28 protein-coding genes are annotated in these 21,163 nt (G+C 27.6%); 3 read left to right on the top strand and 25 right to left on the bottom strand.

Annotation, left to right across the window (positions count from 1 at the left end):
* Positions 1–43 precede the first annotated feature (43 nt).
* The 3 genes from Q0984_RS04725 to Q0984_RS04715 form a co-directional block, all read right to left on the bottom strand.
* Positions 44–886 (bottom strand): PfkB family carbohydrate kinase, encoded by an 843-nt coding sequence (locus Q0984_RS04725; protein WP_299524303.1) that lies wholly within the window; start codon positions 884–886, stop codon positions 44–46.
* Between the two features lie 28 nt (positions 887–914).
* Positions 915–1,796, bottom strand: coding sequence for a pyridoxal 5'-phosphate synthase lyase subunit PdxS (pdxS, locus tag Q0984_RS04720; RefSeq protein WP_299524300.1), 882 nt, complete (start codon positions 1,794–1,796; stop codon positions 915–917).
* 66 nt (positions 1,797–1,862) lie between these two features.
* The gene (locus Q0984_RS04715) at positions 1,863–2,711 is read right to left on the bottom strand and encodes a cation diffusion facilitator family transporter (protein WP_299524297.1); all 849 of its coding nucleotides are present in this window, start codon (positions 2,709–2,711) and stop codon (positions 1,863–1,865) included.
* A 98-nt stretch (positions 2,712–2,809) separates the two neighbouring features.
* Here Q0984_RS04715 and Q0984_RS04710 point away from each other — a divergent pair, with 98 nt between their 5' ends.
* Positions 2,810–2,992 carry a hypothetical protein gene (locus Q0984_RS04710; protein WP_299524294.1) on the top strand — a complete coding sequence of 61 codons (183 nt, stop codon included), beginning with the start codon at positions 2,810–2,812 and terminating at the stop codon, positions 2,990–2,992.
* A 65-nt stretch (positions 2,993–3,057) separates the two neighbouring features.
* On the opposite strand, the gene Q0984_RS04705 is transcribed toward Q0984_RS04710, so the two are convergent.
* The 9 genes from Q0984_RS04705 to Q0984_RS04665 form a co-directional block, all read right to left on the bottom strand.
* The gene (locus Q0984_RS04705) at positions 3,058–3,744 is read right to left on the bottom strand and encodes a HisA/HisF family protein (protein WP_299524291.1); all 687 of its coding nucleotides are present in this window, start codon (positions 3,742–3,744) and stop codon (positions 3,058–3,060) included.
* Positions 3,745–4,265: 521 nt separating this feature from the next.
* Entirely contained in the window at positions 4,266–4,550 is a 285-nt protein-coding gene (locus Q0984_RS04700; RefSeq protein ID WP_299524288.1) for a DUF3194 domain-containing protein, read from the bottom strand.
* 32 nt (positions 4,551–4,582) lie between these two features.
* Positions 4,583–4,933: a prefoldin subunit beta gene (locus Q0984_RS04695; RefSeq protein WP_299524285.1), complete on the bottom strand. Its 351-nt coding sequence runs from the start codon at positions 4,931–4,933 to the stop codon at positions 4,583–4,585.
* 62 nt (positions 4,934–4,995) lie between these two features.
* Positions 4,996–5,262, bottom strand: a complete 267-nt coding sequence (locus tag Q0984_RS04690) for a KEOPS complex subunit Pcc1 (RefSeq protein WP_299524282.1) — start codon at positions 5,260–5,262, stop codon at positions 4,996–4,998.
* A complete protein-coding gene (locus Q0984_RS04685; RefSeq protein WP_299524279.1) occupies positions 5,259–5,741 on the bottom strand; it encodes a Brix domain-containing protein in 483 nt (160 codons plus the stop codon). The genes Q0984_RS04690 and Q0984_RS04685 overlap by 4 nt, the downstream gene beginning before the upstream one ends.
* 52 nt (positions 5,742–5,793) lie before the next feature.
* A complete protein-coding gene (locus tag Q0984_RS04680; RefSeq protein WP_299524277.1) occupies positions 5,794–5,925 on the bottom strand; it encodes a DNA-directed RNA polymerase subunit P in 132 nt (43 codons plus the stop codon).
* Positions 5,926–5,928: 3 nt separating this feature from the next.
* Positions 5,929–6,198 (bottom strand): 50S ribosomal protein L37Ae, encoded by a 270-nt coding sequence (rpl37A, locus tag Q0984_RS04675; protein WP_004033629.1) that lies wholly within the window; start codon positions 6,196–6,198, stop codon positions 5,929–5,931.
* Between the two features lie 208 nt (positions 6,199–6,406).
* Positions 6,407–7,888, bottom strand: a complete 1,482-nt coding sequence (guaB, locus tag Q0984_RS04670) for an IMP dehydrogenase (RefSeq protein WP_299524275.1) — start codon at positions 7,886–7,888, stop codon at positions 6,407–6,409.
* Positions 7,889–7,906: 18 nt separating this feature from the next.
* Positions 7,907–8,620 (bottom strand): (5-formylfuran-3-yl)methyl phosphate synthase, encoded by a 714-nt coding sequence (locus Q0984_RS04665; RefSeq protein ID WP_299524272.1) that lies wholly within the window; start codon positions 8,618–8,620, stop codon positions 7,907–7,909.
* A gap of 140 nt (positions 8,621–8,760) precedes the next feature.
* On the opposite strand from Q0984_RS04665, the gene Q0984_RS04660 reads away from it, so the two are divergent.
* The gene (locus Q0984_RS04660) at positions 8,761–9,672 is read left to right on the top strand and encodes a glycosyltransferase family 2 protein (RefSeq protein ID WP_299524269.1); all 912 of its coding nucleotides are present in this window, start codon (positions 8,761–8,763) and stop codon (positions 9,670–9,672) included.
* Here Q0984_RS04660 and Q0984_RS04655 read toward each other — a convergent pair.
* The 5 genes from Q0984_RS04655 to ribC form a co-directional block, all read right to left on the bottom strand.
* Positions 9,669–10,862, bottom strand: coding sequence for an LUD domain-containing protein (locus tag Q0984_RS04655; RefSeq protein ID WP_299524266.1), 1,194 nt, complete (start codon positions 10,860–10,862; stop codon positions 9,669–9,671). The genes Q0984_RS04660 and Q0984_RS04655 overlap by 4 nt on opposite strands.
* Positions 10,862–11,521, bottom strand: a complete 660-nt coding sequence (locus Q0984_RS04650; protein WP_299524263.1) for a (Fe-S)-binding protein — start codon at positions 11,519–11,521, stop codon at positions 10,862–10,864. Before Q0984_RS04650 ends, Q0984_RS04655 begins: the two co-directional genes overlap by 1 nt.
* Positions 11,522–11,588: 67 nt before the next feature.
* Positions 11,589–11,936: a DUF2304 domain-containing protein gene (locus tag Q0984_RS04645; protein ID WP_299524259.1), complete on the bottom strand. Its 348-nt coding sequence runs from the start codon at positions 11,934–11,936 to the stop codon at positions 11,589–11,591.
* A gap of 13 nt (positions 11,937–11,949) precedes the next feature.
* Positions 11,950–12,672 carry a glycosyltransferase family 2 protein gene (locus Q0984_RS04640; RefSeq protein ID WP_299524256.1) on the bottom strand — a complete coding sequence of 241 codons (723 nt, stop codon included), beginning with the start codon at positions 12,670–12,672 and terminating at the stop codon, positions 11,950–11,952.
* A 13-nt stretch (positions 12,673–12,685) separates the two neighbouring features.
* A complete protein-coding gene (ribC, locus tag Q0984_RS04635) occupies positions 12,686–13,144 on the bottom strand; it encodes a riboflavin synthase (RefSeq protein WP_299524253.1) in 459 nt (152 codons plus the stop codon).
* Between the two features lie 103 nt (positions 13,145–13,247).
* Between ribC and pyrF the strand changes: the two genes are divergently transcribed.
* Positions 13,248–13,889, top strand: coding sequence for an orotidine-5'-phosphate decarboxylase (gene pyrF, locus Q0984_RS04630; protein WP_299524250.1), 642 nt, complete (start codon positions 13,248–13,250; stop codon positions 13,887–13,889).
* Positions 13,890–13,925: 36 nt separating this feature from the next.
* Here the strand turns inward: pyrF and Q0984_RS04625 are convergent, their stop codons facing one another.
* From Q0984_RS04625 to Q0984_RS04590, 8 genes are all read right to left on the bottom strand, one after another.
* Positions 13,926–14,471, bottom strand: a complete 546-nt coding sequence (locus Q0984_RS04625; RefSeq protein ID WP_299524247.1) for a hypothetical protein — start codon at positions 14,469–14,471, stop codon at positions 13,926–13,928.
* A gap of 24 nt (positions 14,472–14,495) precedes the next feature.
* Complete coding sequence (locus Q0984_RS04620; RefSeq protein WP_299524244.1) at positions 14,496–15,410, bottom strand: deoxyhypusine synthase; 915 nt, start codon at positions 15,408–15,410, stop codon at positions 14,496–14,498.
* 22 nt (positions 15,411–15,432) lie between these two features.
* Positions 15,433–16,335, bottom strand: a complete 903-nt coding sequence (locus Q0984_RS04615) for a CBS domain-containing protein (RefSeq protein WP_299524241.1) — start codon at positions 16,333–16,335, stop codon at positions 15,433–15,435.
* A gap of 206 nt (positions 16,336–16,541) precedes the next feature.
* Positions 16,542–17,846: a UDP-glucose/GDP-mannose dehydrogenase family protein gene (locus Q0984_RS04610; protein ID WP_299524238.1), complete on the bottom strand. Its 1,305-nt coding sequence runs from the start codon at positions 17,844–17,846 to the stop codon at positions 16,542–16,544.
* A gap of 189 nt (positions 17,847–18,035) precedes the next feature.
* Positions 18,036–19,073: a sulfate/molybdate ABC transporter ATP-binding protein gene (locus Q0984_RS04605; RefSeq protein WP_299524235.1), complete on the bottom strand. Its 1,038-nt coding sequence runs from the start codon at positions 19,071–19,073 to the stop codon at positions 18,036–18,038.
* A gap of 3 nt (positions 19,074–19,076) precedes the next feature.
* Complete coding sequence (gene modB, locus Q0984_RS04600; protein WP_299524232.1) at positions 19,077–19,751, bottom strand: molybdate ABC transporter permease subunit; 675 nt, start codon at positions 19,749–19,751, stop codon at positions 19,077–19,079.
* A gap of 40 nt (positions 19,752–19,791) precedes the next feature.
* Entirely contained in the window at positions 19,792–20,595 is an 804-nt protein-coding gene (gene modA / locus Q0984_RS04595) for a molybdate ABC transporter substrate-binding protein (protein ID WP_299524229.1), read from the bottom strand.
* Positions 20,596–20,979: 384 nt separating this feature from the next.
* Entirely contained in the window at positions 20,980–21,123 is a 144-nt protein-coding gene (locus tag Q0984_RS04590; protein WP_299524226.1) for a hypothetical protein, read from the bottom strand.
* Positions 21,124–21,163: the final 40 nt, after the last annotated feature.

Here is a 21,163-nt window from a genome sequence, read left to right as displayed (position 1 = left end):
TATTCTTATAAATAGTAATAATTATCACATGACCAAATTAAAGTTATATTAATGATTTGTATGGTCCAACTGACATTAATTTTTCACTAGCTATTAATGAAGCAAAGTCTCCTGCTTCCTTTGGAGAATTTGAAAGTAATCTCTTTAAGATATATGCTGCCATATACGTATCTCCACAGCCAGTTGCATCTTTTATATTATCAACTTCAACTGCTTTGATTTTAATTTCATCATCACATATAATCCTAGAACCATCACTACCATTTGTAATTACAATTTCACCAATATCATACTTATCAAAATTATTATCAAAAATAAATTTAGCCTCATTCTCATCTAAAAACAAAGCCGTAATACTATTTAAAATTCTATCCAAATTGTCAGGTTTTTCTAATTCAATACAATAATTTGTACCATCAATTTTTTCACCAGGAATTCTTAACAACCCCTGTAATGATAAGTATATTGGTACATTAAAAGTTTTTAAAAAATCAAATGTTTCAACAGGTAAATCATTCTTATTTAATGGATTTAAAATAAATGCATCTATCTGTGAAATATCTTCTAAAACAGATTCCAAATGGCTTTTTAAAATTGGAATATCTGCAAAATTACTATATTGTTTTCTGATATCTAAATTAGATTCATCTGGATATTCATTAATAAAATAATGCGTATCATCACCAATAATTGGAATTAAATTATCTAAATTTGGAAAATCCTTAATTAAATTAAAGTTATCAAAATTAGCAATAACTACAAAATCAATATTAAATTCTTCAAAGACAAATGATTGAAAATAACTAGCTCCACCTGTAGCAAATGTTTTTGAATTTGAAGTGATAATTTGGTCTTGTGTTAACGGACCAATAACAACGATAGTCATAAAAATAAAAAAAAGATAGGAATTAAAATTAAATTCCTCTGTCTTGCATTCTGTCAGCTTCAGATAATGTAGACATTTCTAAACCTTTCATAGCTTCTCCAAGTCCTTTAGAAACTTCAGCTAATACTTCAGGTTTATCATAATTTGCAGTTGCTTCAACAATAGCTTTAGCAAATGCTTCTGGATTATTTGATTTGAAAATTCCTGAACCTACAAAGATACCATCAGAACCTAATTGCATCATTAAAGAAGCATCTGCAGGAGTAGCAATACCTCCAGCTGCAAAGTTAACTACAGGCAATTTACCAAGTTGTGCTGTTTTTTTAACAAGATCAATTGGAGCTTCAATGTTTCTTGCATATTTCCATAATTCTTCTTCATCTAAACCTTGAATAGTTCTAATTTCTCCTAAAACCATTCTCATATGACGAACTGCTTCAACAATATTTCCAGTACCAGGTTCACCTTTAGTACGAATCATTGCTGCACCTTCATCAATTCTCCTTAAAGCTTCCCCTAAATTACGTGCACCACATACAAAAGGAATAGTGAATTCTTTTTTATTTAAATGATATTCTTCATCAGCAGGTGTAAGTACTTCACTTTCATCAATCATATCTACACCTAATGTTTCTAAAATTTGTGCTTCTGCAATATGACCAATTCTAGCTTTAGCCATAACAGGAATTGAAACTGCATCTACAACTTCTTCAACAATAGTAGGATCAGCCATCCTAGCTACTCCACCAGCTGCACGAATATCTGCAGGTACTTTTTCTAAAGCCATGACAGCTACTGCACCAGCATCTTCTGCAATTCCTGCTTGTTCTGCATTTACAACATCCATAATAACTCCACCTTTTGTCATTTTAGCGAAGCCTTCTTTTAAAACATCAGTTCCTTTTTCCATGAAAACTCTCCATAATTAATTTCTAAAAATATAACACTTAATATATTTTTCATAACTTATAACTGTTTACATAAATTCAACATTCGTATCCACAATATGATATTTAGAAGCAATATTATAAATTTCTTTTTTAACATTAACACCATTATTTACATCATCAATTTTAATTTTTAAAGTTAAAACAGAATCAATACCATCTAATGACCATAAATGAATATCTATAATTTTATCAATATGATTTAAATTTTCTATTTGAGATTCAATTTCACACACATCTATATTTTTAGGTGATTTTTGAAGTAAAACACAAACTGATTCATGTAATGTTTTACCCATATTATATAATAACCACATACTTATTGTAAGTGAAACTAAAGGATCTAAAAATGAAACTTCACAAAACATTAAAATTACACTAATAATTAAAATAGCTATCCATCCAAAAACATCACCTAACAGATGAAATAAAATAGCTTTTTCATTAATAGTTTCTCCATTATGAAGTTTGAAAACAGATATTCCTTTAAATATAAGTCCTACAATAGCTACTAATAGCATCCATCCTGCATCAGGAGCAACAGGATTTAATAAACGTGTGATTGACTCTGAAATTACAATAACTGAAACAATTATTACAAAGATTGAGGTTATAACTGCTCCTAAAATAGAAAATCTTTGATAACCATAAGTATAATTTTTATTTGGATTTTTTTGAGATATATGCTCCAATACCCAAGCTAATCCTATAGATATAGTATCTGATAAATCATGTAAACAATCAGCAAGAATAGCTACACTATTAGTAATTAATCCTCCAAAAATAACAATCACATTAAATACAATATTTAAAATGAAAACAAAAAGAAGATTGCCAGTAGCCTTTTCATGATGTTCATGATTGTGTTCTATTTTCATACAATAATATAAGTTTAACTAAATTAAAAAAGGTTATGCAAACAACATAAATATCTTTATATAATTAAATAAACAATATGTAATAATAGTGATGAAAAATGGCTTTTGTAGGAATTACTTTATTTTCACATATCTTACCAGTAATACTTGGATTCTTTGGAGTTTTATTATTAATCGGTGGAACATTAGATGATAATAAATATAAATTTAGTTTTGGAGTATTATTATTTATCTTAGCTGCAATATTACCATATATCGTCTTAAGATTTATATTATTATAAAAAAACAAATTTACTCTCTTTTTTACTTTATTTTATAAAAAAATTAAAAGAAATATAAAAATTAATTAGTGTAATTTCATTTCACCAGAATGAAGAGCAGTTCCTACTAAAACTTTTTTAATACCTATTTTTTCAAGATTATTAATTGATTCATTATTTAATCCACCAGCTATAATCAATTTATCTTTTAAATCATCAAACTCATTTAATAAATCCTGATTATAACCTTTTTGTGTACCCACACTACTAATATCCAAAAGTATTATTTCATTAGGATCCAATTCTTTTAAAATATCTTTAAACTCCGTTAATGAAATATTTAAGTTATTTGAGTATAATTCATTATTTTTAACATCAACACTTATAACTATTCTTTCTTTAGGATATTCATCAAAAATTTTTTTGATTTCATCAATATTTTTCATAGTTTCTGTTGGAACAATTATTTTATATGTATAATCTAGAAAAAAAGTAAAAGATTCAAAATCTTTAACTCCCGCATCCAACATTACTGGTAAAATATTATTAACCATTTTGATTTCATGAATATTATGGCCTTTGTTTTCAATTAAATCCAAATCAGCAATATATATTTCATCTGCACCATTAATTGATAAACCATTAGCTATTTCAACAGGATGTGGTGATGAAGAAAAAACTGTTTGTAATGGAGTGTATGTATCTCGTAATCCAGATTTACCACTAACTGCAATATTTTCCTTTAAGTCTAATACTGGAACTTTTTTAATCATAGTTAATTATTTGATAAGTTTTAGATATTAATATTTTTTGAAAAAAAGTTGTTTAAATATAAGGAGGTGAAATTAGGTTAAAAACCCAATTTCCTAAATTAAAAAATAATGATCAATTATAAATGGTTTAACAAAAATATGTTATGAACCTTACACATAGATTTAACTTCGTAGTATATAAACTTTACTTTATTTTAAAAAAATTAAAGTAAACTTGATGAATAAATTATATAATAAAATTAAATAAATATTAAACAAAAATTAAATAAACACTTAAAAATTTAAATAAAAATAGAAAATTTAATAAAAAATTGAATAAACCTAATATTAACCAAGATAAGATTTAAAAAAATGTTAAATTAAGCTTGAATTAATAAGAATAAGTAAAAATTAATGTAAAAACTAAAAAAATAATAAAAAATTATATAATACAAATATTATGAATTAAAATAAAAATTAATGAAAATAAATTATTGTTTCCATGAAAAATTATTTATTAGGAATAAATGAAAAAAAGTAAATTATTCTCTGTAATTTTTATCAATATAATCATCAAATTTTAAATAAGCTTCATCAATTGCACTAACTATTTGATCTTGAGTAATATCAGAAAGTTCATCAAAACTAACTCCAACATCAACATCAACATCTAATTGATTATTTTCATAACTAATAACAATATCCAAATCCAAATCATCTAATTCTTTAGTAGACATAGCTTTTGAAACTTCTATTTCAAGAATCTCACCAAAATCATTAGAAATAGTTGATAAATCATTTGATGATAATTTTTTAAGTTTAGACATGAAAATCTATAAAAAAAGAATTTGTAGGAGAATTATTCTCCTTGTAAACCTTGCATAGCAGATTGAATATTAGTTTGCATTTCTTCAAGTTTTTTCATGACTCTTTCTTCTTGACGAGCCATAGTTTGTTTTCTTAACTTGAAAGTTTCTAATTTTTCTTCCATTTCTTCAACTGCTTGAGCATATTCCACTTTAATAAGTAAATTTCCAGCTTGTTTGAAAACTTCACTTGATTCATCAGTTTTGTTAAGTTCTTCAAGAGCAGTTTCAGCTTCTTGAATTTGAACTTCAACATTTTGAATTTGCATAGTTACAGCTTGAGCTTGTTGTTGTAATTGTTGAAATTGATTTAATTGATGTTGTATATTTTCAGGGATTTCCATTTTACCACCTATTATATTTTAATAACTAAAAGTTGTTTTTCATAATATTTAAAAATATTGTATTAAATAGTTAAATTATTAATCTCCAAAGATAATTTAATCCATTTAATAGCAGAATTAACAGAAGCTCTAAAAGAAGTAGAATCTTCTGCATCAATTCTAATTAGAAGTTTAGATCCATCTAAATTTAAACTCATAGAGGACCTGTAATCTGGAGCAGTATTAAACTCTAAAATAATAGAATCATAAATTATTTTAGCCTGCTTTTGATTTTCAAATTCAATAGCTATATCACTTTTAACAGATTCAAGAGGAGTATCAACGTTCATAATTTCCCATCTAAAATCTTTTTAACATTAATCTGTAAATCAGTTTTATCTCCAAATTTATTTACAAAATTAATTCTTGCTATTAAACCTTCTTCCTTAGAAATAAGAATATAATTTTCATCAGCTTTATCTACTAATTCAAAACCTAAAATTTCACTTAAAACATTAAGTTCTTTAACTTTAGAAATAACCTTCAAGTTTTTAGGTAAAATATGACACCTATTATTAGATATAGTAACTCCAATTAATATTATTAATAAAATTTCTCCTTTATTTGAATAAAAAGTTATTCTACTAGGATTTCCTTTAATTTCATTTACAATAGCTAAATTGTGTTCATCTAACTCTAAAGCTTTTAAAAGTAACTCACGCATATTACTTTTTCCTCTATTTACACTGGTAGAACCAGTTGCATGAGCAAGATTTTTACAAAACTTTCTTGTTTTTTGAGAAGGTTTTCTAGAAGTTGAAATTAACATTTTAAATCATGAAAAAATAGTTTTAAAAAATATTAGATAAAAGCAAAAATGATTATCTTGCTTTTATAATTCTTTTTACTTCTGGAACATTTTTAAATAAAATCCTATATCTACATTTAGGACATTTATTTTCCATGTAGCTTTTGTGATCTACTTCAGTTCCACAATGTGGACATCTATACAAAGATTATTCCTCCACGTTAACATTTCTTATGTTACGTGCTGCAGATTTTGCCATAGGAGTTTCTGGTACATATGCTCCTCCAGTAAATACTGCACCACATTTTCTACATTTCCAAATTCCAGCAGCTTGTCTTTTTACATAAGGTCTATCACATCTAGGACAAACATGATTTTTTTTCATGTTTTCTTCGATCATTTTTACAGATCTTTTTGCTTTTCTTCCGTATCTTGCACCGAACCTACCTGTAATACCCACTTTTTTTGTTCTTGCCATTTAAATTCTCTCCACGTTAAAATAAATATGTATAATGTAAATATTTAAAATTATTTACATAAATTATAAAATAATCTTAAAATTATCTAATATAATAATATTATATATACTAATATTTAAAGTTAATGGTATTTTAACTTAAAAAAGGATTATAACACAAAAATGATGAAAAAATCCAATCATTTTTGTGAATTAACTATTTTCCAAACTAATCAAGAGTTGGATAATTAGGACTTTCATTAGTAATTAATAAATCATGAGGGTGTGATTCTTTAATACCACTACTTGTGATTCTAACAAATTTCGCTTTTTCTTGCATTGCTGCAATATTTTCAGCACCACAATAACCCATAGAAGATTTTAAACCTCCAACAAGCTGGAATAAAATCTCATTAACAGTACCTCTATAAGGCACAGCACCTTCAATTCCTTCAGGAACATATTTAGTATGATTCATTTTACTTTTAGATCCTTGGAAGTATCTATCTGCCCCACCATCATATTCACTAGTCATTGCACCCATTGAACCCATTCCACGGTATTTTTTATATTGTTTACCATTCATAACAACAACTTCACCAGGAGCTTCATAGGATGCTGCAAGTAAATTACCAAGCATTACTGCATCTGCACCAGCACCAATAGCTTTAGCAATATCTCCAGAATATCTAATTCCACCATCAGCAATTACAGGAATACCATATTCACGAGCTACATCCGCAACTTCTGAAATAGCAGTAAGTTGAGGTACACCAACACCTGCTACAATACGGGTAGTACACATTGAACCTGGACCAATACCTACTTTTAATCCATCTACGCCCATAGATGCTAAGTCTTCAGCAGCTTCAGCAGTAGCTATATTACCTACACATAAATCAGCATCAATATTGTCCTTAATAGTTTCAGTAAATTTAACTACATTCATATTATGAGCATGAGCACAGTCAATTGAAATAATATCTGCACCAGCTTGATCAAGAGCCATTGCCCTATCTAAATCAAAAGGACCAGATGCTGCTGCTACTAAATAGTTACCATCTTTATCACGAGCAGCATTAGGATATTGAGCTTGATTTAAAATATCTTTAATAGTTATAATTCCAACTAATTTACCATCACGAAGAACAGGAAGTCTTTCAACTTTGTTTTCATAAGCAATGTTTAAAGCTTCTTCTGCAGTAATCGGTTCTTCAACAGTTACAACATCAGATGTCATTATGTCTTTTACAGTTTTGTCAACGCCTTTTTTCAATACTGGCCTTATATCTCTTTTAGAAATTATACCAATAATTTCATCATTATCAACAACTGGAAGACCACTAATTAATTCATCATTCATTTTTGCTTGAACATCAGCAATTGTAGAATCTGGAGTTATAGTTATAACATCACGTATTGTTAAATCTTCAGCAGATTTAACTTTTTTAACTTCTTCCACTTGTTTTTCTTGAGTAATATTTCTATGAATTACTCCTATACCACCTTCTTGTGCCATAGCTATTGCTAAATCAGATTCAGTAACAGTATCCATAGCAGCACTTAAAATCGGTATATTTAATTTAATACCTTTCCCCAATTCAATTGTAGTGTCAATATCTTTTGGTTCTACATAACTTGGATTTGGAGTAAGTAAAAAATCATCAAATGTATAAGCTACTTTTGCATCTTGAACTTTTTTTGAAAACATTTAAAAAACCACACATATTTAAAATGAATCACATAATTTTTTAAGTTCAGCTACTGCAGTATGATGTATTTTACCAGTATTACGATCACCACCTACACAAGCAGCTCCCCTAATACCTACAACATCACAACCTATATCATTTAAAGGTTTTAATTGTTCTTTTTTAACAGAGCCAGCGAGAGCTGTTTTTAAACCATAACTATGAGCCTCATTAACAAATTTTTCTAAATCTTCAATACTTAAATAATCAAATAATGTATGACCATCTTTAACAGCAGTATCCAACATAGCTAAATCACATCCTGCATCTTTAGCTACTTTTGGAATTTCCATAGGATCAACAGCACCTACACGGTGTGCATCAGCATATCCTGCAGCTACAACAATAGTATCTTCATCAACATCTTTAATTGTTTTAGCTACATTTTCCATGACTTCAACTGCTTCATCATAATCTTTTGTTCCATATAATCCTACTTTAATATAATCTGCTCCAGACACATGAGCACCCATCGCCGCAAGAGAAACAGTACCAGGTTTGTAAGGTACATCCCCCAAAGTTGCACTAACTAACTTATCTTCAGGAGTTATCTCTCTAATATCCCTAATCACCCAAGGGAAATTAGCACCTAAAGAGCCTTCTTTAGGATTTTTCACATCGACAATATCTGCTCCACCTTTAATAGATTCAAGAGCTTCTTCATGATTTATAGGACTTATTAATAGAAGCATGTATTTCCTCCGTTTTTACATTTTAAATATAATAATTAACTATTGTACAACATTACTTATAAATATTTATTATTTTCATTCCTAAAAAAATAAAACTTGATAATAAATTATTTAAATTGTAATTTAAAATATAGTTTAATATGCAAACATTAAACATAGTCGTTCCATGTTACAATGAAGAAGAAATGATTCCCATATTCTATGAGGAACTTTCAAAAAATCTAAAAAATATAACTTGGGAAGTAATTTTTATAAATGATGGCTCTACTGACAATACATTAAATGTTATTAAAAAACTTAAAAAAAAATATGATAATATTAAATATCTTTCTTTTTCAAGAAATTTTGGTAAAGAATCTGCAATATATGCTGGCTTAGAATATTCTACTGGAGACTATGTTGTATTAATGGATGTAGATTTACAAGACCCACCATCACTAATTCCTAAAATGTTAACTTTTATTGATAAATATGATATTATAGGAACACGTAGAGTTACAAGAAAAGGTGAACCTGCAATAAGATCATTTTTTGCAAGATTATTTTATAAAATAGCTAATAAAATAACTAAAGTAGAACTTGTTGATGGTGCAAGAGATTTTAGATTAATGAAGCGAGAAGTTGTAAATGCTATTTTGGATTTAAAAGAATATAATCGTTTTTCAAAAGGAATATTCCAATGGGTTGGTTTTGAAACAAAATGGTTAGAATATGAAAATATCGAAAGAGCAAAAGGAGAAACAAGTTGGTCATTTTGGGGATTATTTAAGTATTCTATTGAAGGTATTGTATCATTTACAACAGCACCTCTCCACATAGCTACAGTTATTGGAATTATTTTTTCAATTATTGCATTTTTAGCAATTATATTTATCATAATAAAAACCATCATGTTTGGAGATCCAGTAGATGGTTGGCCTTCCACAGTTTCAATTATTTTATTTTTAAGTGGTATACAATTGTTTGCAGCAGGAATTATTGGGGAATATCTTGCTAAAATTTATTTAGAAAGTAAAAAAAGACCAATTTACATTGTAAAAGAAAAAGATTAATACGGAGAATCTTTTTCTAAAACAGATTTACTTATTTTTTCATGTGTTTTTAGATGAAATAATGAATCTTTTCTTATATTTTCAATTATTTCATTTGTAGGAATAGCTACTGGACAATTAATAGTACATAATCCACATAAAGTACACATATATAATCCTGATTCAAAACATTTTTTATCATTTTCAATAAATTTACTCATAGCTACCCCACGACCTCCCAAATAATTATTAAATCCAAATTCATTTCCAACAGCATTATAAACAGGACAATTAATTATACAATTCCCACATCCAATACACCATAAACATTCTGCTGTAGCTTCACTTCTTCCATTATTTAATAATATAACAACTACTTTTTCAGCCCCATACATATTTTTAAGAAGTTTTTTTTCAATGTCTGCTGTTTTTGAAGGCCCGGAAATTACATTAATATATGAAGTTACATAATTTCCTGTAGCATAAATTGTTTCAAGTTTTGCAACAGATATGGCATCTTCTAATGTAGGTACAAGTTTATCAATTCCAGCTACAATAATATGCAAATCTTTCAAAGAAACAAGTGAAATATTACCTTCATTATGAACTAAAACAATAGATCCCTCTTCAGCAGCAATAACATTGGCTCCACTTATACCTACAGTTGAATTTTCAAGGCGTTTTAATACATCTGACCTAACAGTTTCCATAATCTCACGAGGAACCTCACTAACTTGAGTATCCATAGAATCATTAACAATACTTGTAATTTCACCAATATTCAAATGAGATGCAGGACCAGTTGGATGAACAGGTTTATTATCTACCTTTTTAAGTTGTAAAATTCTATCTCCCAAATCTGTTTCAACAACATCATAACCTATATTAGTTAAATTATTTTTAAGATTTATTTCACCTAAAGTATTAGATTTAGCTTTAGCTATTACATTGGAATTATATTCATTTAACAGATTTTGAATAATAGTTAATGCATCCTCCTTAGTTTCAGCATATTCTACATCAATACCATTTCTTTTAAAAGAATCAATAGTCTGATTTAACAATTCATCATTATTATTAATGGAATTTTCTTTAATTTTTCTAACTCGTTTTTCTAATTTTTGAATAGATGGAGAATTTTTAATTTTAGAAGACCTATCTTTAACTGTATTAAAAGATTTTCTCATTGTTTCAAGTTCAGTTTCTTTCATTATTTTACCCCATACTTTATTAAAAACTCAGTTAAATCTAAAATTTCCAAATCCTGATCTTTCAAATTAAGTTTACAGAAAGGACAAGCTGTAATAAGTGTTTTACATCCTGTATCTTTAGCTTGAGTTATTCTGGCATCAGCAAGTTTAGATGCTATTTTAGGGTAAGCAGATTTTACTCCACCTCCTGCCCCACAACATAAACTATTATCTTTATTATTTTTCATCTCAATTAAATTAGCTAATGAATTAATGACATCACGTGGTTCATCAAATATCCTACAATGTCTTCCTAAATGACATGAATCATGATAAGTAACATTTAAATCTTTTTTATCAAATTTTAATTTACCTTCATTAATTAACATAGCAAGCAATTCAGAAATATGAATAACATCTAAACCTTCATAATCCTGAAGTAATGTCTTATAACATCCTGCACATGATGTCAGTATTGTTTCATCACCAAAAATTTCAGTATTTTTAGCTATTTGTTCTTTAGCTTCTTTTTCAAAACCAGTTCTAAGTAAAACTGAACCACAACATTTTTCATCATCTAACATATAATAATCAACATCAGCCAATTCCAATAATTTTTGTGTAGCTTTCGCAATATCTGTTTCTTTTTGTCTTGCAGTACATCCTCTAAAATATAACATTGTAATTACTTATATAATTCTAACAATTTAATATTTTTGAATTTAAAACATAAAAAAAAAGTAAAAATTATTCCTCATCATCAGATAAGGAAATTTCATTGGCTAAAGCTACTTCTTTAACCATTTTATTTACATCATCTTTTAACTTATCAATCTTATAATATAAAGTAAATATAATATAAGTCATTACAGCAAAAACCATAATAAAAATAAAGTCAAGACCTCTTGTTATTCCAAACAATTTTGCAAATAACATACTTACATCAGGAACTAATGCAAACAATACTAAAAAAATCCACAATATAGTCCAAACTATTAAACTTCCAATAGTATTTTTCCCAGACCTTACTCTTATAACAAACCATAAAATAGCAAAAATTGCAATTACAGGAAATAAAAAAGAATAGAAAAACATTAATAACACCTTTTTAATCAAATAACTTATGTTTAATCATAGTAAATAATATTTTAATTCCAACTTTATAGTTAGTTCCTTTTGCTTGTGTTTCAGGAGTGTAAATTGTTTCAATTGTCACTTCTTCAAAAGGAATATTATTATCATTAATTTCACGAATAAACTCAGAAGAAATTAAATAACCTTGAGCATTAATTGATATTTTGCTTAATGCATTGCTAGTTAATGCCCTAAAACCTGTTTGAGAATCAGAAACATTAACCCCATAAAAAATACGAGTTAATAAATTCATTACAGAATTTCCAAAATTTTTAGATTTAGGCATATCTTTTAAAGAACGTACACCAATAACTGCCTCAGCTCTACCAGTAACTAATGGTTCAAGAACTTTTTCCAAATCATCAACAGAATGTTGACCATCAGCATCAATATTAACAATATATTTTGGATTATATTTTACAACTGCTTCAAAACCAGTTTGCATAGCTAATCCAACACCACGATTAATAACATGAGAATAAATAAAGATATTCTTAGGATATTTCTTTTGAACATCTTTTAACACATCTAAAGTACCATCACTAGACCCATCATTAACTAGTATAATTTTAAACCCCATATCAGCTATTGCTTCAATAACTGGTCTAACTCTTGTTTCTTCATTATATGCTGGAATAATAACATATGTTTGTTTTCTATCTTCAATAGATACTTTAAATTCATTTTTAGTCAACATTTAAATACACTTTTTATAATGGTCCTACATTAGGTTTTCCTTCACGAACACCACTTCCAGCTTCTCGTCTCATAGCTTTTGGATGATACATCATTTTAATAAGATTTTGTGCATGTTCACGTGCCCTGTTTTCAGCTAACACTTTAAGATCTTCTGGATTATCTTCTTCATCTTCATGAACAAAAACCTCTAAAATATGAGTATTAGTCATTAATTGAGCATTGATAAGGCCTGTGGATGCTTCATGAGCACACATTTTATCTTTTTCCATTGGTCCAGGCATTCCTAATGCCATTACAATATCACAATTTTCTTCTTCAATTAGAATTTTAGCTGTAACTGGTAAATCTTTAACTCCTGGAACTGTTTCACGAATAATAGTTAAATCTGTAGCATTATTTTTTAATTCATCAATAGCTGCAGCACCCATATCAAAACGAGCAAAAGTTGTATCACAAATTCCAATTCTCATAAGTTCACCTTAAGCTAAATTCTGTTATTTTTAATATATATAATTTTTAACTGAAAATTATTTTAAATCAAAAAACAAAATATAATAAAATAAAGGAGATATTATGAACATTGAAAATAATTTAATATTAGCACTTGATGTGATGAATAAAGATGAAGCCCTAGAAATATGTGAAAAAGTAAATCCATATATCAATACAATAAAAATAGGTTATCCTTTAACACTAGCTGAAGGATTAGAAATTATTAAAATCATAAAAGAAAAATTCAATTGTAACGTAATTTGTGATTATAAAGTTGCTGATATTGATGCTACTAATTCTAAAATATGTGATTTAACATTTAGTGCTGGAGCAGACGCCATAATATGTCATGGATTTGTTGGTAATGATAGTGTTCAAGCATGCCTTAACAATGCAAATAAACATAATAAGGAATTATTTTTACTTACTGAAATGTCACATCCTGGAGCTAAAATGTTTTTACAAAAAGATGCTGAAGATATTGCAAAAATGGGTGTTGAAATGGGAATTACTAATTATGTTGCTCCGGCTACCAAATTAGATAGATTAAGTAAAATAAGAGAAATTGTAGGTAATGATGCTTGTATTATATCTCCAGGTGTCGGAAAACAAGGTGGCGATGCTAAAAAAACATTAGAATATGCAAGTGCAATTATTGTTGGAAGAAGCATCTATGAATCTGATAATCCTGCACTTGCTTGTGAAAAAATAATAAAGGATTAAAAAAATCCTTCCAATTTAATTTTCTTAAGAATATTTTTAAAGTTTAATTTTTTCAAATAAACCATTATCAGATATTGATTGGGCAGCTACATATGCAAACTCAAATAATATGAAGAATACAAAGTACATTATATTAAATACACCACAAATAGCTAGTAAAAATATTGTTACTTTCATTGCAAAACGATATTCAAAGAAATAATTCAAAAATTTATTTTGAGTTAAATTACTTATTAATTCATGACCTACTTCATCTAAAAGTGCTGAAAATATACAGATTAATAAAATAACCAAACTTAAATCAGGAATTCCCATAACCAATGAAATTACAACAAATAGTATCAATGTTATAATATGATGGCTTCCATCTACTTTAAAAGCTAATAAATTACCAATTAAAATCCCTATAAAAATACATGCTGCAGATTTACTGGATATAGTTGCAAAAGCTGAAACTATTGCACATAACACTCCAAATGCAATAGCTAATGGCTTATCATTACCTACATCACAAGCATCATCTGAAAGTTTCATGAAAAAGCCACTTAAGAAAAATAAAATAGCTAAAATAACATAATTCACTTAAAATCACCTAAAAAAATAAAATTAAAGTTTATCTAATGCAGCTGCATAAATTAATGGGAAAATTATTGTAACATCACCAATTACTGTAGCTAAATTAGATCCGCATTTTGCTTTTGACCAAGATTTTGCTTCTTCTAAAGGAGCTCCACCTAAACTACCTGCTTCCGGCCTGTCCATAGTTATTTGAACTGCACAGTCAATACCACCATTTAAAATATTTGAAGCTAAAGTGTAATGTTTTGTAAGACCTCCTCCAAGTAAAATTCCACCAACTTTTTTACTGTTAAATACAATATCTGACAAATAAGGCATATCTCCTGCAGCACTTAATGTAAAATCATGATCCTGTGAAAAAATCCATAATTGTAAACCAATCATACAATCAATAATACCTGGAGCAAAAATTGGAACATTATTTCTAGCTGCATTAGCTATAAAAGAATTTTCATCATCAATTAACATACCAATTTCATAAAGCAACTCTTGAATTGAAATTACTGGTTTTTTAGCAGATATTATTTCAAATAATTTAATTATTTCTTTTTCAAATACTTCAAAATCATTTGATCCAACATTAATATCAGCTATCCTACCAATCCCTTCTGCATTAAGTTCTTCATCATCTTTTCCTTCATCCCGATAGTGGGATCCGCCAAATGCTTCAAGTAAATCATGAGTAAGATTAGCTCCACTTGATACAATTAAATCTACATGACCTTCCTTTATCATTTTAGAAACCGTATTTCTCATACCTCCTGGAATCAACGGACCTCCAAGACTCATAAATACATTTGTATCTTCATCTTTAATCATATCTGCTAAAATATTAGTAGCTCTAGCAACTCTACCTGCACCTAAAACATCAGAATCTTCAAATTGAGCTATTAAATCACTTACTGTCATGTTTTTATAAATATCTATTTGATTTACTTTCATTAAATCACTTGTAAAAAAATAATTAATTAGTTATAATAGGAAATTGGCTTAAATTTGTTATAGAATTAATTAAATCAGTTCTTGTAACAATTCCAAGCAAATTATTATCTTTATCTGCTATAAGTAATCTACTAATCGCTTTTTTAAGCATTATTTCAATAGCATTAGCTATTCTCATATCCTCATTAACAATTACAATATTAGTAGTCATTAAATCTCCAACAAGAGCATCTTCTTTATTATCTGCTATCGCTTTAACCAAGTCTGTTACAGTAAATACTCCTATTGCTTTACTTTCTTTAATCACTGGCGCACCTTTAATTTCATTAAAAGCAAAAATTTTAGCTGCATCCTTTAAAGTAGAATCTGCACTTAATGATACTACATTACGACTGGCAATATCTCCTACAGTATTTTTAGGAATACTTCTAATTGTAGTAGTGTCTACAAGCAAAATATTATCCATATCATCTCTACCAACAATTTTACCCATTACTCCCAAATTATTAACTGGTGTAGGTCCTATTCTAATAGTATCTCCTAAATTTAAATCTTTAATATTTCCTAAAACTTTAATAGCTGCTTCACATTCTCCCGGCTGTGGAACACTTGTAAATTCTATTTTTGCAACTGAAATATTTTCTAATTTTTCACCATCTTTGAAAATAGGTACATTAAAATCTTTATCAGAAACAGAAATGTTTAAAGAATGATAAGCTTCCACAGTAGGTTTGTAACCACCACGAGGCCCCGGTACTCCTTTTACTAAACCTAAACTTCTAAGAGATTGCATCTGATTACGAATTGTTCCCGGATTTCGACTCATAATTTCAGCAATGTCTTCACCTTTAATAGATTTACCATTAGAAGACTGGTACAAATTAATTAATGTTTGCAATATTTCCTTTTGTACTGATGTTAACATGAAAACACCCAACGTTATTATAAAAAACTAATGTTATATTTGTTAAATAATATTTATAAATATAATGATTTATCATAGTAACTTCAAAATTAAATAAAAAAATATCATGACAAAATTAAATTCTTTTTAAACAATGTTTAGGAAATTGAATATAAATTTCATCAAGAATTTTTTTTCTACAGTTTCAAAAAAAAGTTAATTAGTATTTAACAACCAATCTGATATAATTCAAAACCTAATTCTCTAATTTTAGGAGAATAAATATTTCTACCATCAAAAATAATTTTTTGATTTAAACGTTTAGATAATTCATCTAAATCAAGAGCCCTAAATTCTTTCCATTCTGTAATTAAAATAAGTGCATCACTATCATCCAAAACATCATATTTAGATTTTTTATAAGTTATATTATCTAAATCAAAATTTAATTTAAAATTATCTATAGCTTTAGGATCATATGCTTTTATTTTTCCACCTCTTTTAATAATTTCAGAAGCAATTTTTAAAGAAGGTGCACATCTAACATCATCAGTTTGAGGTTTAAAAGAAAGACCCCATATACTAAAAGTAAGACCAGATAAATCTTCACCAAATCTATCAATAATTTTATTTACTAAAACAAGTTTTTGATTTTCATTAACTTCATCAACATATGATAAAATTTTAGGAACATAACCATTATCCATTGCTGTGTTAATTAATCCTTTTACATCTTTAGGAAAACAACTTCCCCCATAACCACAACCTGCATAAATAAAGTCATAACCAATTCTTTTATCACTACCAATACCTAATCTAACATTTTTAACATTAGCTCCTGTTTTTTCACAAATATTAGCTATTTCATTCATAAATGATATTTTAGTAGCAAGTAAAGCATTAGCTACATATTTACTCATTTCAGCACTTCTAACATCCATTAAAATAAATCTATCATTATTAACAATAAATGAAGAATATAACTCTTTTAAAGTATCAAAGACCATTTCATTTTCCGCACCTATAATCACACGATCAGGATGCATACAATCATTAATTGCTACACCTTCTTTTAAAAATTCAGGATTACTAGCTATATCAATTTTAATATCTTCATCTAAATTAGATTCTATGATTTCTTTAACTTTAAAAGCCGTACCTACCGGAACTGTTGATTTAATAACAATTAATGAATCATTTGTTATATTTTCAGCTATTTCTAAAGCTACATTATAAACATAATCTAGATTAACACTACCATCATCACTTGCAGGAGTTCCAACAGCAATGAAAATAATATTAGAATTATCTAAAGCATCTTTTAAATTTGTAGTGAAAATAAGATCCCCTTTATTTTGATTAGATTTGACTAATGTTTCTAAATTAGGTTCATAAATAGGAATAATATTTTCTTTTAGATTTGCTATTTTTTCCAAATCATTATCAACACAATAAACTTTATTTCCCATTTCTGCAAAGCAAGTTCCCGTGACAAGACCAACATAGCCAGTTCCAATAATTGTTATTTTCATGAAAGTAATTATATTATTTAAATAATTTAAAGTTTGTCCTGACTTTGTCAAGATGTTATTTAATCTAGCTTCCTTCGATTTATTACTGATTTTTTGATTTTTATAGATAAAATTTATCTTTGATTGTTTTGGTGTTTTTATAATATGTTTTTTGTTACTTCATTAAAATGTTGTTTTATTAATCTTAACTTATTCTTCCAATAATATAATATTTTCAGGATTAACTTTTAAATAAGTAGGAATTACAAAGTTATGATTACGAATCTGTTTATCTAATTTCCACCATAAACCATTATCTAATGTTATTTCCCATTCAAAAGGTTTTTCTAATTTTATTGCATTTATAGTATCAAATGCATTAATATCACCTTTTTTAGCAACTGAAAAATCATGAGCCCTTATCCCAATATGAGTAATATTACTTGAAACTTTTTCAGATACTTCAAATACTATTCCCCAATCCAAGGATTTAACATGATAATTATCTAATCTTTCAATTTTAGAAATATTTTTACATCCTATAAGTCTAGCAACTTGAACTTTTTTTGGATTTTCAAATACTTCATGAGTAGTTCCTTTTGCAATAATTTTACCTTTGTCTAATATCAATAGCTCATCACAAAATTGAAATGCTTCATCACGATCATGTGTAACTAGAATAGAAAATCCATCAAAATCTGCTAGTACCTCACTAAGTTCAATACGTAATTGTTCTTTTAAAAATGTGTCCATTGCACTAAATGGTTCATCTAACAATATAACATCTGGACTATAAGCTAATATACGAGCTAAAGCTACTCTTTGCTGTTGACCTCCAGATAAATCTTTAGGATATCTTTTTTCTAAACCATCTAACTGAAAACGTTTAATCATGTCCATTAACCTTTTTTCATAATGATCTTTAGGTAAACCAATAGCAACATTTTCTTCAACAGTCATATTTGGAAATAATGCATAATTTTGAAATAAATATCCTACATTTCTTTTTTGAGGTTTTAAATTAATTTTTTCATTTGAATCATAATAAATAGTTTCATTATTTGTAGTTAAACTTATAACACCACTATCCGGGTTTACAATGCCTGCAACAGATTTTAGAGTCATGCTTTTACCACAACCTGAAGGACCTAAAATACCCAAACATCCTTTTTTTAATTCAAAATCCACATTTAAGTCAAATTCTTTAAGTTTTTTTTGAATATTTACTTTTAACAATTTATTACCCATATATTATCTCCATTGGTTCTCTTTGCGTATAGAAACATAATCCATAATAAAAATAGCTATAAATGCTATACAAACAATGAATATCACATAATTAAAAGCATTCCCCATATTACCTGCAGCTACTTCTGAATAAACAGCCATTGGGAGAGTTCTAGTTTGTCCTGCAATATTTCCTGCAATCATTGCTGTAGCACCAAACTCACCTAAACCTCTAGCATAAGCAAGTATTCCACCACTAATAATTCCAGGCAATGCATTTGCAAATAAAACTTTCCAAAAAATTTCTAATTCAGACATGCCTAATGTACGACCTGCATCTAATAAATTAGAATCTACTTGTTCAAATGCACCCCTAGCAGAACGATACATTAAAGGAAAAGACATGACTACAGCAGCAATAACCGTTGCATACCATGAAAATGCTATTTTCACAGCAAAAAACTCTATAAAAAACTTACCTATTGGACCTCTAACACCAAACATATACAATAAAAAAAACCCTACAACAGTAGGTGGCAATACAATTGGAAGTGTAAAAATGCCATCAAGTACAATTTTTATTGAATCATTTTTAAGTCTAACAATACCCCAAGCAACTATCAAACCTAAAAAAAAGGTTATGAAAATTGATAAACTTGCTGTTTTCATTGAAATAAAAATTGGAGTCCAATCAGCCATGCCCAAACCTCCTTTAAAATATTAGAATATGATTATTAATTTATTCATAAATTGTGAATCCATATTCAATAAATACATCTTTAGCTTCTTTAGTTTTTAAGAATTCTATGAACTTTTGAGTAGCATCTTGATGCTCAGAGTTTTTAAGTTCAGCTATTGGATAAATAACTGGAGTTTTTAGTGCATCATCAGGAGCTTCACAAACTACTTTAACATCATCATTAGATTTGGCATCAGTAGAATATACAATGCCACATTCAGCAGATCCTTGAGCTACTTGATTTAATACAGCAGTCACATCAGTGCCAAAAGATAATTTTGACTCAACACTGTCCCATATGCCCATATTATCCAATATTTCTTTACTATATTGTCCCGCAGGAACTGAAGAAGGATCCCCAATAGCAATGTTCCCATTTACATTTTTTAAATCCTCAAATGAAGAGATGTTTAAGTTTGAGTCTTTAGGTACAATTAAAACAACCTTATTTTCTAAAAATTGCATATTAGTACTATTATCAATTAAATCCTCATCAACTAATTTATTCATTTGTTTATTACCTGCAGACATAAATACATCAGCATCTAAACCATTTTCAATTTGTTTTTGTAAATCTCCGCTTGAAGCATAAGTTGGAGTAACTTTTACCCCAGGATACTTTTCTTCAAACATAGGGATTAATTTGTTATCAAAAACATTTTTTAAACTAGCTGCAGCAGCTAAATTTACTTCTTGTCCATTCAAACTGTTATCTGTGCTTGTTGAACTATTAGCCCACAATCCAACACCAACAGCCAATATCAATATTACAAATACAATAACTCCAATTTTTTTTGAATCCATAATTTATCACTTTTTTAAAATAATATACCTACCACATAAACAAATATGTTCAATTTAGTTTATTCAATAAGTATTAATTATTAATTCTATAATTTATAGTTATATAAATATTATCATATCGATATATCTGTTGAAATCCTATTTTTATATTTTGATTGATTGAAAGATATTGTAAATTGCTATTTTGAGTCTTGTTTATTTGTTTTCTAGTTTTATGCTTTTACTTTTATTATCTCCACATAATTTTATTTTTATCACACTGAATACACTTTTACATTGTTTCTTAGTGAGTCATATTTTTTTATTGAATGATTTTACTTCTAATGAATGATATTGTAAATATTGTATCATGTTTAGGTTCTCTTACTACTTGTGAAGATAATATTAATCTAAAATCAACATCAATGTAATATGTAATTTAGTGTAATATTTTCGTTTATCATTGCGTATTTTTGCGTAATACTTGTCTGTATTGTCACTAATAGATCCAATACCATCAATAACCATATATATAACTTTAATTTCCAATTATTAAGTATTAATTTTGTTGTTCTTTTAAACAAATTTG

Origin of the sequence: uncultured Methanobrevibacter sp. (genome assembly GCF_934746965.1) — an archaeon.
In the GTDB taxonomy this organism is placed as follows: Archaea; Methanobacteriota; Methanobacteria; order Methanobacteriales; family Methanobacteriaceae; genus Methanocatella.
This window is presented reverse-complemented; position numbering and strand designations above follow the sequence as displayed.

Excerpts from the sequence above, each read along its gene's own strand:
- Q0984_RS04725 (WP_299524303.1), bottom strand. The coding sequence starts at position 886 with ATGACTATCGTTGTTATTGGTCCGTTAACACAAGACCAAATTATCACT.
- Q0984_RS04640 (WP_299524256.1), bottom strand. The coding sequence starts at position 12,672 with ATGTTGACTAAAAATGAATTTAAAGTATCTATTGAAGATAGAAAACAA.
- Q0984_RS04710 (WP_299524294.1), top strand. The coding sequence starts at position 2,810 with ATGGCTTTTGTAGGAATTACTTTATTTTCACATATCTTACCAGTAATA.
- modA (WP_299524229.1), bottom strand. The coding sequence starts at position 20,595 with ATGGATTCAAAAAAAATTGGAGTTATTGTATTTGTAATATTGATATTG.
- Q0984_RS04705 (WP_299524291.1), bottom strand. The coding sequence starts at position 3,744 with ATGATTAAAAAAGTTCCAGTATTAGACTTAAAGGAAAATATTGCAGTT.
- Q0984_RS04690 (WP_299524282.1), bottom strand. The coding sequence starts at position 5,262 with ATGAACGTTGATACTCCTCTTGAATCTGTTAAAAGTGATATAGCTATT.
- Q0984_RS04610 (WP_299524238.1), bottom strand. The coding sequence starts at position 17,846 with ATGAAAATAACAATTATTGGAACTGGCTATGTTGGTCTTGTCACGGGA.
- Q0984_RS04650 (WP_299524263.1), bottom strand. The coding sequence starts at position 11,521 with ATGTTATATTTTAGAGGATGTACTGCAAGACAAAAAGAAACAGATATT.
- Q0984_RS04655 (WP_299524266.1), bottom strand. The coding sequence starts at position 10,862 with ATGAAAGAAACTGAACTTGAAACAATGAGAAAATCTTTTAATACAGTT.
- Q0984_RS04700 (WP_299524288.1), bottom strand. The coding sequence starts at position 4,550 with ATGTCTAAACTTAAAAAATTATCATCAAATGATTTATCAACTATTTCT.
- Q0984_RS04645 (WP_299524259.1), bottom strand. The coding sequence starts at position 11,936 with ATGTTTTTCTATTCTTTTTTATTTCCTGTAATTGCAATTTTTGCTATT.
- pdxS (WP_299524300.1), bottom strand. The coding sequence starts at position 1,796 with ATGGAAAAAGGAACTGATGTTTTAAAAGAAGGCTTCGCTAAAATGACA.
- Q0984_RS04695 (WP_299524285.1), bottom strand. The coding sequence starts at position 4,933 with ATGGAAATCCCTGAAAATATACAACATCAATTAAATCAATTTCAACAA.
- Q0984_RS04615 (WP_299524241.1), bottom strand. The coding sequence starts at position 16,335 with ATGTTAACATCAGTACAAAAGGAAATATTGCAAACATTAATTAATTTG.
- Q0984_RS04620 (WP_299524244.1), bottom strand. The coding sequence starts at position 15,410 with ATGAAAGTAAATCAAATAGATATTTATAAAAACATGACAGTAAGTGAT.
- Q0984_RS04660 (WP_299524269.1), top strand. The coding sequence starts at position 8,761 with ATGCAAACATTAAACATAGTCGTTCCATGTTACAATGAAGAAGAAATG.
- modB (WP_299524232.1), bottom strand. The coding sequence starts at position 19,751 with ATGGCTGATTGGACTCCAATTTTTATTTCAATGAAAACAGCAAGTTTA.
- Q0984_RS04665 (WP_299524272.1), bottom strand. The coding sequence starts at position 8,620 with ATGCTTCTATTAATAAGTCCTATAAATCATGAAGAAGCTCTTGAATCT.
- Q0984_RS04685 (WP_299524279.1), bottom strand. The coding sequence starts at position 5,741 with ATGTTAATTTCAACTTCTAGAAAACCTTCTCAAAAAACAAGAAAGTTT.
- Q0984_RS04715 (WP_299524297.1), bottom strand. The coding sequence starts at position 2,711 with ATGAAAATAGAACACAATCATGAACATCATGAAAAGGCTACTGGCAAT.
- guaB (WP_299524275.1), bottom strand. The coding sequence starts at position 7,888 with ATGTTTTCAAAAAAAGTTCAAGATGCAAAAGTAGCTTATACATTTGAT.
- pyrF (WP_299524250.1), top strand. The coding sequence starts at position 13,248 with ATGAACATTGAAAATAATTTAATATTAGCACTTGATGTGATGAATAAA.
- ribC (WP_299524253.1), bottom strand. The coding sequence starts at position 13,144 with ATGAGAATTGGAATTTGTGATACAACTTTTGCTCGTTTTGATATGGGT.
- rpl37A (WP_004033629.1), bottom strand. The coding sequence starts at position 6,198 with ATGGCAAGAACAAAAAAAGTGGGTATTACAGGTAGGTTCGGTGCAAGA.
- Q0984_RS04605 (WP_299524235.1), bottom strand. The coding sequence starts at position 19,073 with ATGGGTAATAAATTGTTAAAAGTAAATATTCAAAAAAAACTTAAAGAA.